Source organism: Lysinibacillus sphaericus (assembly GCF_005217585.1).
In the GTDB taxonomy this organism is placed as follows: Bacteria; Bacillota; Bacilli; order Bacillales_A; family Planococcaceae; genus Lysinibacillus; species Lysinibacillus sphaericus.
The window spans coordinates 1648871-1665208 of record NZ_SZPT01000002.1; the positions used below are offsets into that span (position 1 = coordinate 1648871).

General features: G+C 35.0%; 19 protein-coding genes. 6 read left to right on the forward strand and 13 right to left on the reverse strand.

The genetic code is table 11. The features are described 5' to 3' along the window. Positions 1–77: 77 nt before the first annotated feature. From FC748_RS13445 to FC748_RS13455, 3 genes are all read right to left on the reverse strand, one after another. Positions 78–980: a chemotaxis protein gene (locus tag FC748_RS13445; RefSeq protein ID WP_024362255.1), complete on the reverse strand. Its 903-nt coding sequence runs from the start codon at positions 978–980 to the stop codon at positions 78–80. Between the two features lie 69 nt (positions 981–1049). Next, positions 1050–2372, reverse strand: a complete 1323-nt coding sequence (locus FC748_RS13450) for an MFS transporter (protein ID WP_024362256.1) — start codon at positions 2370–2372, stop codon at positions 1050–1052. Positions 2373–2584: 212 nt separating this feature from the next. Then, complete coding sequence (locus FC748_RS13455) at positions 2585–2905, reverse strand: winged helix-turn-helix transcriptional regulator (RefSeq protein WP_024362257.1); 321 nt, start codon at positions 2903–2905, stop codon at positions 2585–2587. A 152-nt stretch (positions 2906–3057) separates the two neighbouring features. Here FC748_RS13455 and FC748_RS13460 point away from each other — a divergent pair, with 152 nt between their 5' ends. Further along, on the forward strand, positions 3058–3450 hold the full coding sequence (locus FC748_RS13460; protein ID WP_024362258.1) for a DoxX family protein: 393 nt from the start codon (positions 3058–3060) through the stop codon (positions 3448–3450). Between the two features lie 180 nt (positions 3451–3630). On the opposite strand, the gene FC748_RS13465 is transcribed toward FC748_RS13460, so the two are convergent. The 3 genes from FC748_RS13465 to FC748_RS13475 all read right to left on the reverse strand — a co-directional run bounded on the left by FC748_RS13465 (position 3631) and on the right by FC748_RS13475 (position 5363). Then, positions 3631–4497 carry an NAD(P)-dependent oxidoreductase gene (locus FC748_RS13465; RefSeq protein WP_024362259.1) on the reverse strand — a complete coding sequence of 289 codons (867 nt, stop codon included), beginning with the start codon at positions 4495–4497 and terminating at the stop codon, positions 3631–3633. Positions 4498–4889: 392 nt separating this feature from the next. Beyond that, complete coding sequence (locus FC748_RS13470; RefSeq protein ID WP_024362260.1) at positions 4890–5081, reverse strand: aspartyl-phosphate phosphatase Spo0E family protein; 192 nt, start codon at positions 5079–5081, stop codon at positions 4890–4892. Between the two features lie 93 nt (positions 5082–5174). Further along, on the reverse strand, positions 5175–5363 hold the full coding sequence (locus tag FC748_RS13475; RefSeq protein WP_025218704.1) for a protein YkzS: 189 nt from the start codon (positions 5361–5363) through the stop codon (positions 5175–5177). 125 nt (positions 5364–5488) lie between these two features. On the opposite strand from FC748_RS13475, the gene FC748_RS13480 reads away from it, so the two are divergent. The 3 genes from FC748_RS13480 (at position 5489) to FC748_RS13490 (ending at position 7118) form a co-directional block, all read left to right on the forward strand. Then, complete coding sequence (locus tag FC748_RS13480; protein ID WP_024362262.1) at positions 5489–5677, forward strand: YkvS family protein; 189 nt, start codon at positions 5489–5491, stop codon at positions 5675–5677. Positions 5678–5757: 80 nt separating this feature from the next. After that, complete coding sequence (locus FC748_RS13485; protein ID WP_024362263.1) at positions 5758–6375, forward strand: CPBP family intramembrane glutamic endopeptidase; 618 nt, start codon at positions 5758–5760, stop codon at positions 6373–6375. 62 nt (positions 6376–6437) lie between these two features. After that, positions 6438–7118, forward strand: coding sequence for a DUF8580 domain-containing lipoprotein (locus FC748_RS13490; protein ID WP_108029458.1), 681 nt, complete (start codon positions 6438–6440; stop codon positions 7116–7118). Between the two features lie 210 nt (positions 7119–7328). Here the strand turns inward: FC748_RS13490 and FC748_RS13495 are convergent, their stop codons facing one another. Then, positions 7329–7775 (reverse strand): MarR family winged helix-turn-helix transcriptional regulator, encoded by a 447-nt coding sequence (locus FC748_RS13495; protein WP_024362265.1) that lies wholly within the window; start codon positions 7773–7775, stop codon positions 7329–7331. A gap of 122 nt (positions 7776–7897) precedes the next feature. Then, the gene (locus FC748_RS13500) at positions 7898–9265 is read right to left on the reverse strand and encodes a PAS domain-containing sensor histidine kinase (RefSeq protein ID WP_231785633.1); all 1368 of its coding nucleotides are present in this window, start codon (positions 9263–9265) and stop codon (positions 7898–7900) included. Between the two features lie 310 nt (positions 9266–9575). On the opposite strand from FC748_RS13500, the gene FC748_RS13505 reads away from it, so the two are divergent. Continuing rightward, positions 9576–11315, forward strand: a complete 1740-nt coding sequence (locus FC748_RS13505; protein WP_025218701.1) for a B12-binding domain-containing radical SAM protein — start codon at positions 9576–9578, stop codon at positions 11313–11315. Positions 11316–11833: 518 nt separating this feature from the next. Here FC748_RS13505 and FC748_RS22100 read toward each other — a convergent pair. After that, the gene (locus FC748_RS22100; protein ID WP_158497863.1) at positions 11834–11992 is read right to left on the reverse strand and encodes a hypothetical protein; all 159 of its coding nucleotides are present in this window, start codon (positions 11990–11992) and stop codon (positions 11834–11836) included. Between the two features lie 260 nt (positions 11993–12252). On the opposite strand from FC748_RS22100, the gene FC748_RS13510 reads away from it, so the two are divergent. Next, positions 12253–12765: a DUF3231 family protein gene (locus tag FC748_RS13510; RefSeq protein WP_024362268.1), complete on the forward strand. Its 513-nt coding sequence runs from the start codon at positions 12253–12255 to the stop codon at positions 12763–12765. A gap of 140 nt (positions 12766–12905) precedes the next feature. Here the strand turns inward: FC748_RS13510 and FC748_RS22105 are convergent, their stop codons facing one another. The 4 genes from FC748_RS22105 to FC748_RS13520 form a co-directional block, all read right to left on the reverse strand. After that, positions 12906–13073: a hypothetical protein gene (locus FC748_RS22105; protein ID WP_162832711.1), complete on the reverse strand. Its 168-nt coding sequence runs from the start codon at positions 13071–13073 to the stop codon at positions 12906–12908. A gap of 232 nt (positions 13074–13305) precedes the next feature. Beyond that, positions 13306–13461, reverse strand: coding sequence for a hypothetical protein (locus tag FC748_RS22110; RefSeq protein ID WP_162832712.1), 156 nt, complete (start codon positions 13459–13461; stop codon positions 13306–13308). A gap of 241 nt (positions 13462–13702) precedes the next feature. Further along, on the reverse strand, positions 13703–15058 hold the full coding sequence (locus tag FC748_RS13515; RefSeq protein ID WP_108029457.1) for a TrkH family potassium uptake protein: 1356 nt from the start codon (positions 15056–15058) through the stop codon (positions 13703–13705). A 256-nt stretch (positions 15059–15314) separates the two neighbouring features. Then, entirely contained in the window at positions 15315–16079 is a 765-nt protein-coding gene (locus tag FC748_RS13520; RefSeq protein WP_024362270.1) for a MeeY/MeeF family manganese export membrane protein, read from the reverse strand. Between the last annotated feature and the right edge of the window lie 259 nt (positions 16080–16338).

Consider the following 16338-nt stretch of genomic DNA (forward strand, 5'->3'; position numbering starts at 1 on the left):
AAGGTATCCGACTTTCGTTTGTATTAATATTTCAGGATACCAATTATTAGTATTGTGAAGTTCCTTTTTCGCTAGCTTTATAAAATAAGTTGATCGACACGTAAAATTAGTTCGGCAATTTCAGGTTTACTAATTTGGTCCTCAGCACCTACTTGATCACCTTTATGGCGAAGATCATCAGTAATTAAACTAGAGAAAATAATGACCGGCAGCTTTTGTAAATCAGGATGCTCTTTAATTTTTCGTGTAAGATGGTGACCATCCATTTGTGGCATTTCAATATCTGTTACAACTAATTGAATGTGCTCTGTAACATTATTGCCACTTTTCGCTAATGAATCTAAATATTCATAAGCATCACGACCATTTTCAAAGAACTCTACATTCTCATAACCGGCTTCCTTCATCGTATCAAATAATAATTTACGTAATAATGGTGAATCTTCAGCAATTAAAATGCGTTTTTCAGAACGTTCACGTTTACCAAGCTTTTTCACGGACTCTACATTAATACCCGATTCAGGGTTAATATCAACCATGATTTTCTCAAAATCTAGCAATAAAATCATTTGCTCATTTTGCTTAATAACACCGATTACTTGTGAAGTCCCACCCTGATACATATCAGAAGGCTTTTCGATTTGATCCCATGAGATACGGTGAATTTGTGTCACATTATCGACATGGAAAACAACTCGTTGTTTATTAAACTCAGCAACAATATATTTTTGTTGCGGATTACGTTCTGTGCTTTGTATTCCTAGTACTCGTAGCATATCTACTACCGGTAATACCTCGCCTCTTAATTGAATAATTCCCTCTACATGCGGGTGCGCGTGTGGAATAAACGTTACTGGAATAGGTTGAATAATTTCTTTTACTTTAATAACATTAATACCAAATTTATTGTTAGCTACTTCAAATTCAACGATTTCTAGCTCATTTGTGCCACTTTCTAATAATATGCCCTTATGTTCCAAAGCAACCCCGCTCCTTTCTATTTCAACATCAATTTATAATTCAATTGTATCATAGGCGATACAATTCTCCTACTTGGTATTTCCATTTTTATCATTAACTTTTAGATGCACCAATAGACCAATTACTGTCATTAATATTAATGTTGATAATGCCACTCGACTTGCTAAAGTACCATAATCCTTCATCCATAATGTGACAGTTCCATAAACTGCGGGGCCTATTATTGACGAAACTTTCCCAGAAAAAGCAAATAACCCAAAGAACTGGCCTCTCTTGTTATCTGGGGATAGCGCAATAATATATGTTCTCGATGTCACCCACATAGAACCTAGTGAAATACCGAACATACTACCTGCAATCCAAAACATCCATTGCTCGGTTGCAAAGACAGCAAATGTTAAAGCGATAATCATGATAAAAGCAACAATGGTAATCGCTCTCTTCGCTCCAATTGCTTTTGTAATATAGCCAAATGCCAGTGAACCAATAATTGTCGATACGGTGGATACTAAATATAGGATGATAAATTGACCTGAAGTAAACCCGACAATGGTTGTGGCATATACCGCCATCATCGCAATGGTCGTGGCAATCGCATCATTTAAAAAGAAGTACGCAATCATAAAAGTAAAGATTGCCTTATACTGCTTCATATCCTTAAATGTACTAATAATTTCCTTATAGCCTTCAAAAAAATGAGTTGTCTTACGTTGCTCTTTTGGGATCGGTGTATCTTTATTAATGAAAAATAAAGGCAATGAAAATAATAAATACAAAATCGCCGTTGGTATAAAAGCGCGATGGAAATCACTGCTTCCTACATATAAATAAACAAGCAATCCAAAAAGTGTGCCTAAATAACCAATTGCTACACCATAACCGGAAATAAGAGGCATTTCTTCTTTTGTTCCTAAATCACTCATCATCGAATCATAGAATACGAGACTCGAATTAAAGAAAAACTTCGCTATCACAAAACTTGCAACAACTAAAAATAAGCTAAGAGGTACACCTGAGTAATTGATTGTCGTCTGTAAATTTGCAAAAATACCCATCATAAAGGTAAATAGAATAGATATTGATGCAAACCAAACTATAAATCTCTTTTTATAGCCCGTTTGGTCAATCCAGACACCAAAAAGTGGTGAAAAGACTACTAAGAAAAAACTGGCTATGGCATTGGCATACGAAATAAATGTACTTGCTACCTGTTGCATTACCTCATTCGTACCTAAAGCTTCATCCATATAAAATGGAAAAAATATTGTATTAATATTTGACGAAAATATCGTATTAGCAAAATCGTAAAATGCCCAGGATAGTATTGGCAAAGATAAATATATGGCTAACTGATTTCGATGTTGTACGTCTATCGCTGTACCCTTCTTCATAAAACCCTCCCTCCAATCTCTATAATAATCAATTAATTTCTCTCTATAATAAAAAATACCTTTTTTAAAAGAAAATTAATATTATTTACAATATATCAGTAATTCTAGTGAAACATAACTGCCAAATGGCCATAAATTGGTTGACACCTTACCTCCATTTGTCCCTAAAAACAAAAAAGATATTCAAGCCCCTCGCTTGAATATCTTTTCTATCATTCCTCAGCAATCGTTACCCATTTACTAGACCATTCTTCAATAGCTTTTAACACAGGGGTAATTGCATATCCTTTTTCTGTAAGTTCATATTCAATAACGACTGGAGTAGATGGAATTACAGTACGTAACACGATTTCCTCGGTTTCTAACTCCTTTAATCGCTCTGTTAACACACGACTGCTAATATTCAACTGATTTTTAATGGTGGAATATCGCTGTGGACCATCAAGTAGCTGATAAATAAGTAACGTATTCCAACGATGGTTCAATATCATAAGCGCTTTTTCAAATCGCGGACACATGTTTTTTTGATTCAAGTTACTATCCTCCTTTTTTACTAGGTTCTACTTAAGAGTATATCACTTTTTAAAAATCCTTTCGAAAAATACACTTAGTTACTTGACAAAAGTTATTTTTAAAAATAAACTAAGTTACGAAATGTAAGTTAAAGAAAAGGAGTTATTACATTATGCAAAATATTGGTTCAACTATTTTACGTGTCGTTCTCGGCATTATTTTTGCAGTTCATGGTTTCCAAAAATTCCAAGGCGGCATTAGCTATACGGCTGACTTCTTTGATAGTCTCGGTATTCCAGGCTTTATGGCGTATGTCGTTGCGATTATTGAATTAGTCGGTGGAGCTGCTATTATTTTAGGTTTCGCAACAAGAATCTTCGGTGCTTTATTGACCATTACAATGATTGTTGCTATCTTTACAGCAAAACTAAGCATTGGTTTTATCGGCGCTAATGGTTTGGCTGGCTATGAGTTTGACTTAGCTTTAGGTGCGATAGCACTTTACTTTGCTCTTGCTGGAGCTTCTAGCTTCTCATTAGATTCTCAACTTTTTAATAAAGAGTAGAGAATTGTCTATGCTATGGATGTTTTTCAAAATGGTACGAGCGATTCAAAGACTTTTTGTGGCGGTTTCATTTAAGAAGGTGGTACCACGAAAAGTGGAGCCAAGCACTCAGACAAACAACCTAGCAAAAAAAGTGTTAGATTGATGATTACTCAATCTAACACTTTTCCCTATTGCTGACTATTTATAATACGTTAGCAGAGCCTGCGTACCATTTTCACCATAACCTGCTTCGATCAGCTTTTCATACATTTCATATGCTAATGCTAGCCCTGGTAAAGAAATACCCATTTTCTTTGATTCATCTAAAGCGATTTTCATATCCTTCACGAAATGCTTAATATAAAAACCTGGCGCATAGTCTTCTTTAATCATACGTGGTGCTAAATTACTTAAAGACCAAGACCCTGCCGCACCAGAAGAGATGGATTGTAATACAGTAGATAAATCGAGTCCAGCTTTTAAGCCATAGGCAAGTGACTCACACACACCAATCATGCCAGATGCAATGACAATTTGATTGCACATTTTTGCATGCTGTCCGGCACCTGCTTCTCCCTGATACACGATATTTGCACCAAATTGTTGCAACACTGGAACAGCTCGATTAAAGGTCATTTGGTCACCACCTACCATAATAGACAAGGTACCGTTTTGCGCCCCAACATCTCCACCAGATACGGGAGCATCTAATGCTTCTATCCCTAACGTCTGTGCATGCGCATATATTTTCTTCGCTAAAGTTGGTTCAGATGTTGTCATATCAATGACAATATTACCTGCCTTGGCAGTTTGGAATAAGCCATTTTCACCGAAGTAAACTTCCTCGACATCTGCTGGATAACCAACCATCGTTAGCGCTATGTCCTTCTCTTTAAAAGCCTCTGCAGGGGAGCTAGCCCAACTTGCTCCTAAAGCGATTAAGGGCTCTGCTTTTTCTTTTGTACGGGTATAAACCGTCACCTCATGGCCATTTTGCAGTAAGTGTTTAACAATACTAGCACCCATAACACCTGTGCCGATAAATGCAATACGCTCTTTTCCCATATGTAATTACTCCTTTACTTGAATCAATAGTACGCTAAAAGCTGACGCTTTTCTTAGACAAGCACCGAGTCGTGCCATCCGCTCACAATAAATGTGCTCTCAAAATAAGACAATACGATTATTCCTTTTACACATTTCAAATTAGCTAAGGTATTGGGAATAGTAGTAAGTTTTATTTATGTGTACTTAGTGTAGTTGAATCAGTTCAATAATTCAAACTCTTCTTAATACTTGTACTAAAGTTTGTCTGTCTTGCATATATACCGAATAAGCAAAAAAAAGAGAGCAGGTGATGGGAATCACTGCTCTAAAGGGGGAAATGAGAATGTTGCTGTGTTCAATATAATTATTCCCCAGTACATTCACTTTTAATCATCTAATCTAAAAAAATTTTACTCTGAATACTGAAACAAATCATCCTGATCTTCTTCTTCTAATGTTGTCTGTCTATAATAAGTATTCATTAACTGATCTAGTCTGCGACTCAGTTGAATGGTTTTTGCATTCTGTAACCCGTTTTCCACACCAGAGCGAATCATCATCTCACGAGTTTGTTCCATTTGTTTCAAGAGTAGATTGACCATTCATACAACCCTCCAACATACAAATAATCATACCATTATTATACATTTATATTTCATTTCTTACAGCATTATGTTCCGACAATGTTCGACAAATTAGCTTCTAGGAATTTCCAAATAAGTGTAGATTATAATCCCATTTTGCTTTGCTTCACCTCTAAAATGTTTAAATAATGGGTGTTTTACTAATACTTCTCGAAAATCATAAAATTGTTCTTTATGAATTTCGATACTTTGGATTTCTCCATTTTGCAATTGTTCAAGCATTGTTTCATATTGTTCCATTTTTTCCAATCCTTTCTCTTACTTTATTTTGTGTAATAAATTATGAATTATTCAAAAAAGGCTTTACGTTTTCCTTTTTTTCATGCAAACTGTATATTATTAGTCGATGAAGGAGCTGACTGTCTGTGAAAATAGCTGAAGTTGGAAATATTATCGAGTTTAAAAATGGTTTGCAAGGCATTGTTGAAAAAGTAAATGAAAATTCGGTGATCGTTGATTTAACATATATGGAGAATTTTGATTCCCTTGAAATTGAAGAAAAAACGGTCGTCAACCATAAACGTTACAAAATCTTATACGCAAGTGAAGCTTAATATTCTGAATAGTCCCTTTTTGTCTTTATAGATGATAAGGGACTATTTTTTTGGTAAAATTAAAGTATGGAGGTCGAATTATGCTTACAAATTCGAAACAAACAATAATACTTCTCCTTTCTTTATTATTCGTTTATGGCATGCTTGCTTTTACATTTGCTAATCCTGCTGTATTTTGGTACTTGTATGCATTTACCCTGCTCGTATGTATAGCTATCGCTATTCTATCAGGTACAATCGAAGATCAATTGCCTACGTGGAAATTTCTGATTTTCGGCATCGGATACGGTACAATCGCATATGGCATTATACGTTTTGGTTATTGGCTCGCACCATTTATAAATGATCGGCTAGTAGGATCCGTACAAAAGTTTTTAACAGTTTACGGTCCACAAAATATATGGCACTATATTTTCCTTGTTTTCATTGTAGCCATTGGTGAAGAACTATTTTGGCGTGGCTACGTACAACAACAATTAAAACGTTTTATGCGCCCTGTTTTAGCAGTTATTGTAACAGCAATTTTATGTGCCATTTCGATTGCATTTAGCGGTTTTAAGCTTGGTATCATCGCAGCTCTTGTAACAAGCCTGATTTGGGGCTTTATCTATGAATGGCGCAAGAGTATGCCTTTAGTTATTGTAGCCCATGTTGTTTTTGTTTTATTATTGTTTTTAGTGTTACCTTTAACATCATAACAAAAAAAATTGGAAACATTTTATCTTTTATTAGCGTTTAATATAGAAAGGGAGGGCTTTTCATGCAAAAAAAATTAATTACAATGCTTGCATTATTACTAACAGCTGTTTTAGTAGTGGGGTGCAATACCTCTGATAAGACAGAACAATCAGATGCTGCACAAAACGAACCAGCAAACACAGCGACTGAGGAAAAACCAACTGATAGTGAACCTGCAGGCGACGACGCGCAAGAAACGCCTACATCAGATGATGCACAAACAGAAGTACAATCTAAACCACAACAAGAAGTAAAATACGTACAAAAAGGTGTCGACAAAAAGGAAAATGCAACTGAATCTAAAAGTGTAACTCAGGGCTATAAAATCCAACAGCTACCTGGATTTACTCTTTCTCAAGAAGAACCTGGAAAAGACATGCTAGTCTCAAATGCTGATGACGAAGTATTTATGCGTATTGAAACAACTACTACTGCTGAAACAAACTATGATGCGGCGAAAACAGCTATGCAGGACTATATGAATGCAGTTGGAGGAACAGTTGCATTATCTGCTGAAGAACTTTCCGTATTTAAAGATGTCCAAAATATTGAAGGCTATGTTGTAGACTTTGATACTGAAAAAGTAATTGGCGTAGTATTTGAAAAAGATGGACTTATTATAAAGTTAACAATTCATGATAATGATGAACAAGATTTAACAGCCGCTATGCTAGCAATGGCAGCAACTATTTCTAAAAATTAATTTAATACACATCCCAAGAGGTCTTAGAAGTCTTTCTAAGACCTCTCTTTTATTTACCAATAAAAACTAAGGTTTGCTTGTAAAGACGTCTAAAAAGCTTCTCAACGGGTAAAAACAGCTATTCTATACAAACTATTCCCCTAAACAATGTTTCCATTCTTTTAACACGCAAAAAAAAGTCGCCTCAAAATCTATTTGAGACAACTCTTTTTAATAAGACAAATCTTTAATGGATAGCCCTAATTTTTTTAATAAGCCAATCGCTACATCCTTTTCCTCGACGGATAATGCACTCATCAATTCATGTAAATGTTGTTCGTGCTTTGGAAATAACTCGCCCATAAACGCCTCACCTTCAGCTGTAATTTCCGCATAGGTAACGCGACGATCTGATGGACAGGAAACCCGTAAAAGATAACCTCTTTTTTCAAGCTTATCAATTACATACGTAATAGACCCACTGGCAAGTAATATTTTATTACCGATTTGCTGCAATGGTTGTCTCCCTTTATGATACAGGAGCTCTAAAACTGCAAATTCAGTAGGATTCAAGCCATTTTCTTGAAAAAAATGGTTTGTCATCTCATTAATTGCTTTATGGGCACGGGATAATACAATATATAATTTTAAAGTTTGCTTTAAATCTTCTGACGTCATAGCCTAGTCCTCACAATTCGCTCTTTATCAATTTCATTATAGCGACTTTTGAAAAGCATTGTCAAAAGCATTCAATAACAGCACACTATGCTAAATAAAATTAGCAAGTTTTTCTCTCTATTTTAGGTAACTAAATAAGCAGAATCCTTCACAGAAACATCTAAAGTATCCAACTGATTGAATGTGTACACTGGAAACTGCATATGGAAGCATGTCCCTTTCTGTACTTCACTTTGAACACCAATTACACCTTCATGCTCTTCGATTACCTTTTTCACGAAAGCAAGGCCCAGTCCTGTCCCTGTTGATTTCGTCGTGTAAAAAGGTTGGAATAGATTTTGGATTGTATTATTATCCATTCCACTGCCTTCATCTTTTATCATTAATTCGACAATCGTACAGTCTGTCACATTCATTTCTACCGTAATTGTGCCGCCTTTATTCATTGCTTCCATAGCATTTTTAATAAGATTTATAAATACTTGCTTTAAACGATTTTCATTGCCGCCGATATATACTTCTGTCACTGACGGTATATATTGAATCATAATTTTTTTCATTAATGCATCCGGCAACATAAATTCGATTACCTGTCTTACAATATGATCTAAGTTGATTAACTCTACCTTCATACTTGTTGGCTTAGATAATACTAATAGTTCCGATAAAATTTGCTCCATACGCTGTAACTCACTATCTATGACAGATAAATACATACGTGACTCTTCATCTGCATTCAACTTTAATAGTTCTGTAAACCCTTTTAAAGAAGTAAGTGGATTACGAATCTCATGTGCGATACTAGCTGCCATTTGACCTACCACATTTAGTGCTTCCTGATGCTCTACTTTATGTTGCAGTTGCTTCTTCTCAGTTTCATCATTAATGACAGTGACGATAATATTATTATACTCATCGAAAACACTTGAGATTTCGTAGTAGCAAGTTCTACTTACTTGCGTCTCGTCCACAACATGAATATTGGCATGTTTGTCACCCATCAATTTCGAAAGATAGGTTGTAATTTGTCCATTCTTCATTGTAAATGAATCAAATATATGTTGATGTGCTTTATGGAGTAGTTGTGATTTTTCTATTTTTAAATACATTTCGGCATATTTATTTAAACCAAGAATAATCCCACTTGCATCACTCACAATAACAGCATAAGGTAAATGATCATATGCACTGAAGGATTGAGATTGTTCCTGCTCCTTGCTAACATACAATTTAAGCGCTCTGTCATTATTGATCGTTGATAGTTGTGCGACAATTTCTTCAGTGTTCGGATCATAGAAACATTTAAAGACCATCTTTTCAAATTCATTGTTGTTTGTTTGAATATTAAATATTTCTTCAGATCTTAACTCACATTGTAGTTCTTTGACAAACTTAGCCCATTTTATATTTGAGGACTCGTCCATTGTAATATAGCCAATATACGTTAAATTAAGATTAAAAAGTTTAATAGCTGCCTCATTACAATTCAAAATTTTTCCTGCTTTATTGAGAATAAGTGTTGGTGACGAAGTACTTTTCATAAGATTTCCAAAACATTGATTTATATCATTTTGCTTCAACTTTCTCACCGAACCTTTCAAAAGAGTAAAAAACCTCTCATTCGAATTTTGAGCCTTTACTATACTTTATGACTGTACGATTCTATTATTACAAAATTTAGTAAATTTAAGTATTTAAAATTATTTCACGAACCGTTCACAAAATAAATAGGTAAAAAGGATTATATTGTTTGTCAGCTACTTGACTGTTACAATTAGAAAGTGAAAGGAAGATTAATGCATGAATACTATTTTAACTACATTAAACGCAAAGTATATCCACACTAATTTGGCATTGCGTTATTTAAAATGTGCTGCTTTACCTGAATACAATCCAACCATTGCAGAATACACAATTAAAGACCCCGCTTTTAATATTGTATCAGATTTATTTCAAAAAAACCCTGATATTGTAGGATTTAGTTGCTATATTTGGAATATTGAAGAAACTATTCACGTTATTAAAATGTTAAAAACAGTTTGTCCTAATGTTAAAATTTTGCTCGGTGGGCCTGAAGTATCTTACGATGTACATCATTGGTTAAGAAGAGTTGAAGAGATTGATTTTATTGTTATGGGCGAAGGAGAAACATCCTTTAAACAGCTACTACGCCATTTGCATGGCGAAATTCCATTAGAAGATGTTCCTGGAATTTGTTACTTAGAAGACGGAAAAGTTCGAATTCATGCGCAAGCACCTAAAATTGACTTACGTGAATTACCAAGTCCATTCCGTTTTGAAGAGGATCTTCCACATCTAGGAAAGCGAATTCAATATATTGAGACGAGCAGAGGCTGTCCTTTTAGCTGTCAATTTTGCTTATCTTCTATTGAAGTAGGCGTGCGCTATTTCAATAGAGAAAGTATAAAGGAAGATATTCGATATCTTATGAATAATGGTGCCCGCACTATTAAATTTGTCGATCGTACATTCAATATTAGCCGTAGCTACGCAATGGAAATGTTCCAATTTTTAATCGATGAACATAAGCCAGGTGTTGTTTTCCAGTTTGAAATTACTGCTGATATAATGCGTCCTGAGGTCATTCAATTTTTAAATGACAACGCACCTAAAGGGCTTTTCCGCTTTGAAATAGGTGTCCAATCTACCAATGATTTAACAAACACGCTTGTACAACGCCGTCAAAACTTTGAAAAACTTAAACGAACAGTAACAATGGTCAAAGATGGCGGTAAGATTGATCAACATTTAGATTTAATTGCCGGTTTGCCAGAAGAAGACTATGCTAGCTTCCGTCAAACCTTTAATGATGTTTTCGCAATGCGACCAGAGGAATTACAACTTGGCTTCTTAAAGCTATTGCGCGGCACTGGTCTTCGTTTGGAGGCTGAAAAATTCGGTTACACCTATGTAGATTTAGCTCCATATGAAATCTTTTCGAATAATGCTTTAACCTTTGATGATATCGTTCGTATTAAACATGCAGAAGATGTTCTCGAAAAATATTGGAACGATCATCGTATGGATTATACCATTGAATACCTAGTTACAGAAGTATTCGAGACACCATTTGATTTCTTCCAAAACTTCGGCACTTATTGGGAAACAAAAGGCTGGTCCCGTATCGGACATCAGTTAGAAGATCTATTCCGTCGTTTACTGGAATTTTTAGAAACAGTGGAAGGTGCTAATTTACAAATTATTCAAAGCTTAATGCAACTAGATTATTTAAAAGCACAACAATTCCAGCCACGTAAATTATGGTGGAATGAGCGGCCAACAGAAGTACAACAAAAAGCACTATACACAGCTCTACGGGAAAATCCGATAATTGCTGGTGAAGAATTTGCTAAGTTTAATTTAACAGAGAAAGAATTATTCAAGCATACACTTATTATCCCGCATTACTTGGACTATCAAAATTTCTCGAATGGCAAAATTGTACAAAAAAATGGTTATCTTTTAACTTACTTCCGTCACGGACAAGCACCTTATTTTGCAACAATCCCAACTGTTTAATAAAAAAACGCTATTCTCTAAAGTGAATAGCGTTTTTTCTATTTGTAACTTATAAAATTGCATTTTCCAGCTCACAACATTCTTTTTTTTACTAAATAAATAATATATTACAGTTTACTAAAACTAATTAATGGTGTTAGTACAGCTTTCTTAATGAAACCTTCAAAAAGTAGGTCTTTAAACCTTAATTAAATAAAATAAAACTTAGAAATAATACCTATTTAGAAAATTTAAAATTAGGAAACACTTTAATAAATTTTCTAAATTTTTGGACATTTTTTCGTCACAATTACCATTTAAGTGTAAATTACTTACTATGACTTTGAAAGAAGCAATAAAAGCTATTAGTAATAACCTAAAACACTTTTGCAAACGACCAACGTCTATGCTGTCTTTCAGTTATATATTAAATACTAAATACAATATAATAGAAGAAAGTCAACTTTAAGAAATCTTTTAGCATAAAACTCTAAAAAGTCCAAGCTTGCTTGCTTATAGAATTCATAGCTTTTTAAGTATTATAAAGTACGCTTCACTACTGAAATTAGCAATCCTAAAGCTTCACTATCTGTCATTCTGCTTACTCGATCACTATGGTCTACTTTCGTTATGCCACGTTTATGTGTCTCTTTTAAAAGTTCCTTTAAATCCTGCTTTGCTGTGCTTGTAAGTGTCATGTTTATTTCTCCTTTTATCCCTTTTTCATTACTGGGTTCATTGTTGCTTCAATGCATTTCAAAATATTCTAATGCCCCTCAGTTCTAATACGTTGTAGACAATTTCTATTTGACCACTCCTAAAGTGTTTTACCCGTTACGTGTCCTATTCAAACTGTAGTTTTACAATGACAGTTTCGTTTGTTTCTTATGAATTAATTTTTATCATTTCACGCATACTACCTCTGTTTCAAAAATCAATGAAAAGAGGATATTCAACTATGGGAATACTTAGTGGCAATCCAAAAGATGAGCCGTTACATTATGGTGAGGTTTTTAGCGTTTGGACGAATTTAGCGGCTGATTACGGCTTAATTGCAGGCTATCAAACATTTTACAATCACACAGGAGATGAAGATCTTCGCAAAATTATTGAAGATATTATCCAAGTATTACGAGACGAAGTAAAACAGTTAGAAAAAATATTGAAAACAAACGGCGTTGGGTTACCCCCTGCTCCACCTGAGCGACCTGTTGCAAGATTAGAGGATATCCCTCCTGGTGCGAGAGTAAATGACCCTGAAATTAGTGCAGCGTTATCAGCGGATTTAGCTGCTGGCTTAGTTGCTTGTAGTCAAGCAATGGGCATGTCAACTAGAGAAGACATTGCCATGATGTACGGACAATTCCATATGAGTAAAGCCCAACTAGGTGCTAAACTGTTACGTTTAAACAAAAATAAAGGATGGCTTGTTCCACCGCCACTACATGTTAACTATCCAGAAAAAGATTAAAATTTTTAATCTGCATTAGCCATTTGGGGATGGGACAAAAGAGAAAAAGTGTTAGATTGACACCAATCAATCTAACACTTTTTGCTTTGTTATGCTCCTTGAATGGACACTGATCGTGACCACTGTAAGCCTCTTTTTCATTATTTTTGTTTCTTATTTTGTCCTTGTTGGTCTTTTGCTTTATTCGCATTGTTCACTTGTTCACTTGTGCGTTCATTTTCTTCTCGTACATCTAAATCGTCAGGACTTAAATCTGTCGCAAACTCTTCTTGCTTTAAATCCTTTATATCCTTTTTACCCTTTGTCACTGATATCACCTCCGCTTTATAAAGTATCCAAGTTGCCAACATTTATACTATTGGCTTGTTCCTAAAAGATTAATGCCAAACAAAAAAAAGAAGTGAATCAACCATTCACCCCTTTCCAAATGCTTCTATATGAAAACTGCTAGATGTTACCCAAATACGTCTGTCAGTTTATATTTAGTCGTTCAATGACTATTGAAGTTACTTTTAAATTAGAGCCACAGTTTTTTTATGTCTATTCTTTACAAAAATCTACAAATTTTTTTGCCTGTATTAAGGACATATCTGTTTGTTCTCTCACAAACTTCACCGCTTTAATTTCACCGACGGACTTTATTTTCTCTTTTACTAAGGCAATCAGTTCCTCATTATAGATTTTAGTATAATCCATTTTTTCGACCTCCTCTAATCGTTAATACCTTCTACGACTACTTTAACCTTTTAGTTTCAAATATATATTAAGACAACAAAAAGACTTTTGTAAAAATAAGGAAAATAGATTGTAAGGTTTCGAACGAAATGCACTCAAAAAATTCGAAGATTACCTCGAAAATTGACCATCAGGGGACAAAAAGGGGGCAAATCAAAAATCTGCCCCCACTAAACCTCTATATATCAATACTTTAAGATGTTTACCCAATAATTACTCGTTCCTTTGGATAGTGGTATTTAGATTTTTTCCCTCTACCTCCACCACCTACTGAATACAAGAATGATATTAAGCCCACTCGCCCTATAAACATTAAGATAATAATGATGATTTTACCAACTGCTGATAAGTCTGACGTAATCCCTAGAGACATACCACATGTTCCGAACGCAGATGTTATTTCAAAAATAATTTGTATAAGTGTCGCGTGCGGTTCCGTAATCAGTAATATAATTGTAGCGATTAACACCATAAAACAAGCCAATAGGATAACGACAAATGAGCGGAAGACATCTATTAAATGGATTTCTCTTCCAAAAATTTGAATATCCTCTTTTCCGCGTGCAAACATTATTAAAAATAATATGGCAATAGCGAAAGTGGTCGTTCTTATCCCGCCACCTACAGAGCTTGGAGATGAACCAATAAACATTAAAAAACTCATGAAAATATCGGTTGCTTCACTAAAGGATGTTACATCGTATGTTGTAAGTCCCGCTGAACGCGTAGATATGGAATGGAACATAGCTGAAAAGATTGCCTCATGCCAAACCATCCCTTTAAAGGAGTGAAATGACTCAAGTAGTAAAATAACGAGAGCTCCTACTATAAATAACATTGCATAAGTAGTCGTCGTTATTTTGGTAAAAAGACTAAAGCGGAAATTGGCATGTCGATTAAGCAAAAATGATTTTACTTCAATCAGCACTGGGAAGCCAATTGCTCCAAGTACAATTAATACCATTGTTATGAGCTGCACAAAATAATCATTATGGAATGGCAATAAACTCATCCCAGTAATATCAAAGCCACCATTCGTAGTGGCAGAAACAGCAGCAAAAACACCATGTATAAGAGCTTCTTCAAATGTATCAAAATAATTCATAAAATGAGCCGTTAAAATAATGGCCCCTGCCAATTCAATGCCTATTAAGATTTTCAATATTTCTCGTATTAACTGGACAACACCCGATAGATTATATTGATTATGATCAATCATAATCAACTGCCGTTCGCGCATACCGATTTTTTTGCCGACAAGCAACCAAACAAAGGTACCTAGCGACATAATACCGATAGCCCCGAGCTGTAAAATCACAAGTACCATAACCAGTCCAAATGTTGTATAGGTCTCGGAAATATTGAAAGTTGTTAAACCAGTTACACTAACAGCACTGACTGCTGTAAATAAACTATCTAAAAAGGACACTTCCACACCCGCTCGATGGACACCAGGGAGTCGTAACAATAGGAAGGAAATTGCTATTGCTATGAAATAATAAGACACAAGTGCCTGAAACGGTGTGATTTGTCTATTCGATGATTTTTTCCAAGGCACCCCATCAACTCCTTCCACTTATGATGCCAAACTTGATAGATATTAGTATAGAAAAAATCGGTGAAAAAAGAAAGGGGTTGTAAATCGTATCAAATACGAAGTAATAGAAAGTGTTTTTGATATAAAGCAAAAATCCGCATAGACTTTCACAAAAAGCAAGCGCACTGACCCTGCTAATGTAGCGAGCGATGTGGCTCGTGCGTTGCCCGCAGAAAGAATGCGGATTAAATCGTTCCATTATAAAATTGTCCGGCGATTATTTTGCTTGTTTTTTATTACGAACACCTACTAAATAACCGACAAATGCAATCGCAATTAATACAACCCAGAAAGTTAATTCCCAGCCTGTTGAATGTGGGAATTCTTCAGGTAAAATACCCACTTTTTCATGAGCTAACGTTAATACAACAAGTTTTACCCCTACCCAGCCAACAATTAAAAACGCTGCTGTTTCAAGTGAAGGATAGTCGTTTAAAATTTTTACAAACCATTGCGCTGCAAAACGCATCATAATAACACCGATAAAGCCACCTAACAACATAATAATGAATTGTCCGCCATTAATGCCGCCAATATCAAAATTACCTAAGTGTGGAAGCGTTACGGCAATTGCAACCGCAGCAAGCATTGAATCGATTGCAAATGCTATATCTGCAAGTTCCACTTTTAAAACAGTCATCCAGAAGCCTGATCCTTTTTTTACAGTAGCATCATCATTTTCTTCTTCCTCATCTTTGCCTTTTCGCAAATCATAAATATTTTTGGCTGACATAAACAATAAGTAAGCTGCCCCAATAGCTTGAATTTGCCAGTAATTAACTAATACTGTAATAACAAAGAGCGCAGAGAATCGGAATATTAGTGCACCAAATAATCCGTAAAAAAGTGCCTTCTTTTGTAGGTCATGCGGTAAGTGTTTCACCATAACAGCCATTACTACTGCATTATCTGCTGCTAGTAATCCTTCTAATACAACTAGTACGATTAATACCCAGCCGTATTGTAATAATATTGCTTCCATTCTCTGTTCCTCCTTTAAACTCTGTATACCCAAAATAGCGAGTATTTACTAGTCAAATGAAAAAGAAAAGACCCCTGCCTAAAAAGAAGGCAAAGGTCTTGCTAAGCAAATTTAATTGGTTACTTCTTACAAACCAGCTATCGGTTATTGCACTTTTTGCAAAGTAACACCATTTGCTATCACATCCGATGGCATTATGCCACGTCATGACGAATGTGAAACCAGATGCATCGCTCGCATCTGCTAGCTACTCCCCTTT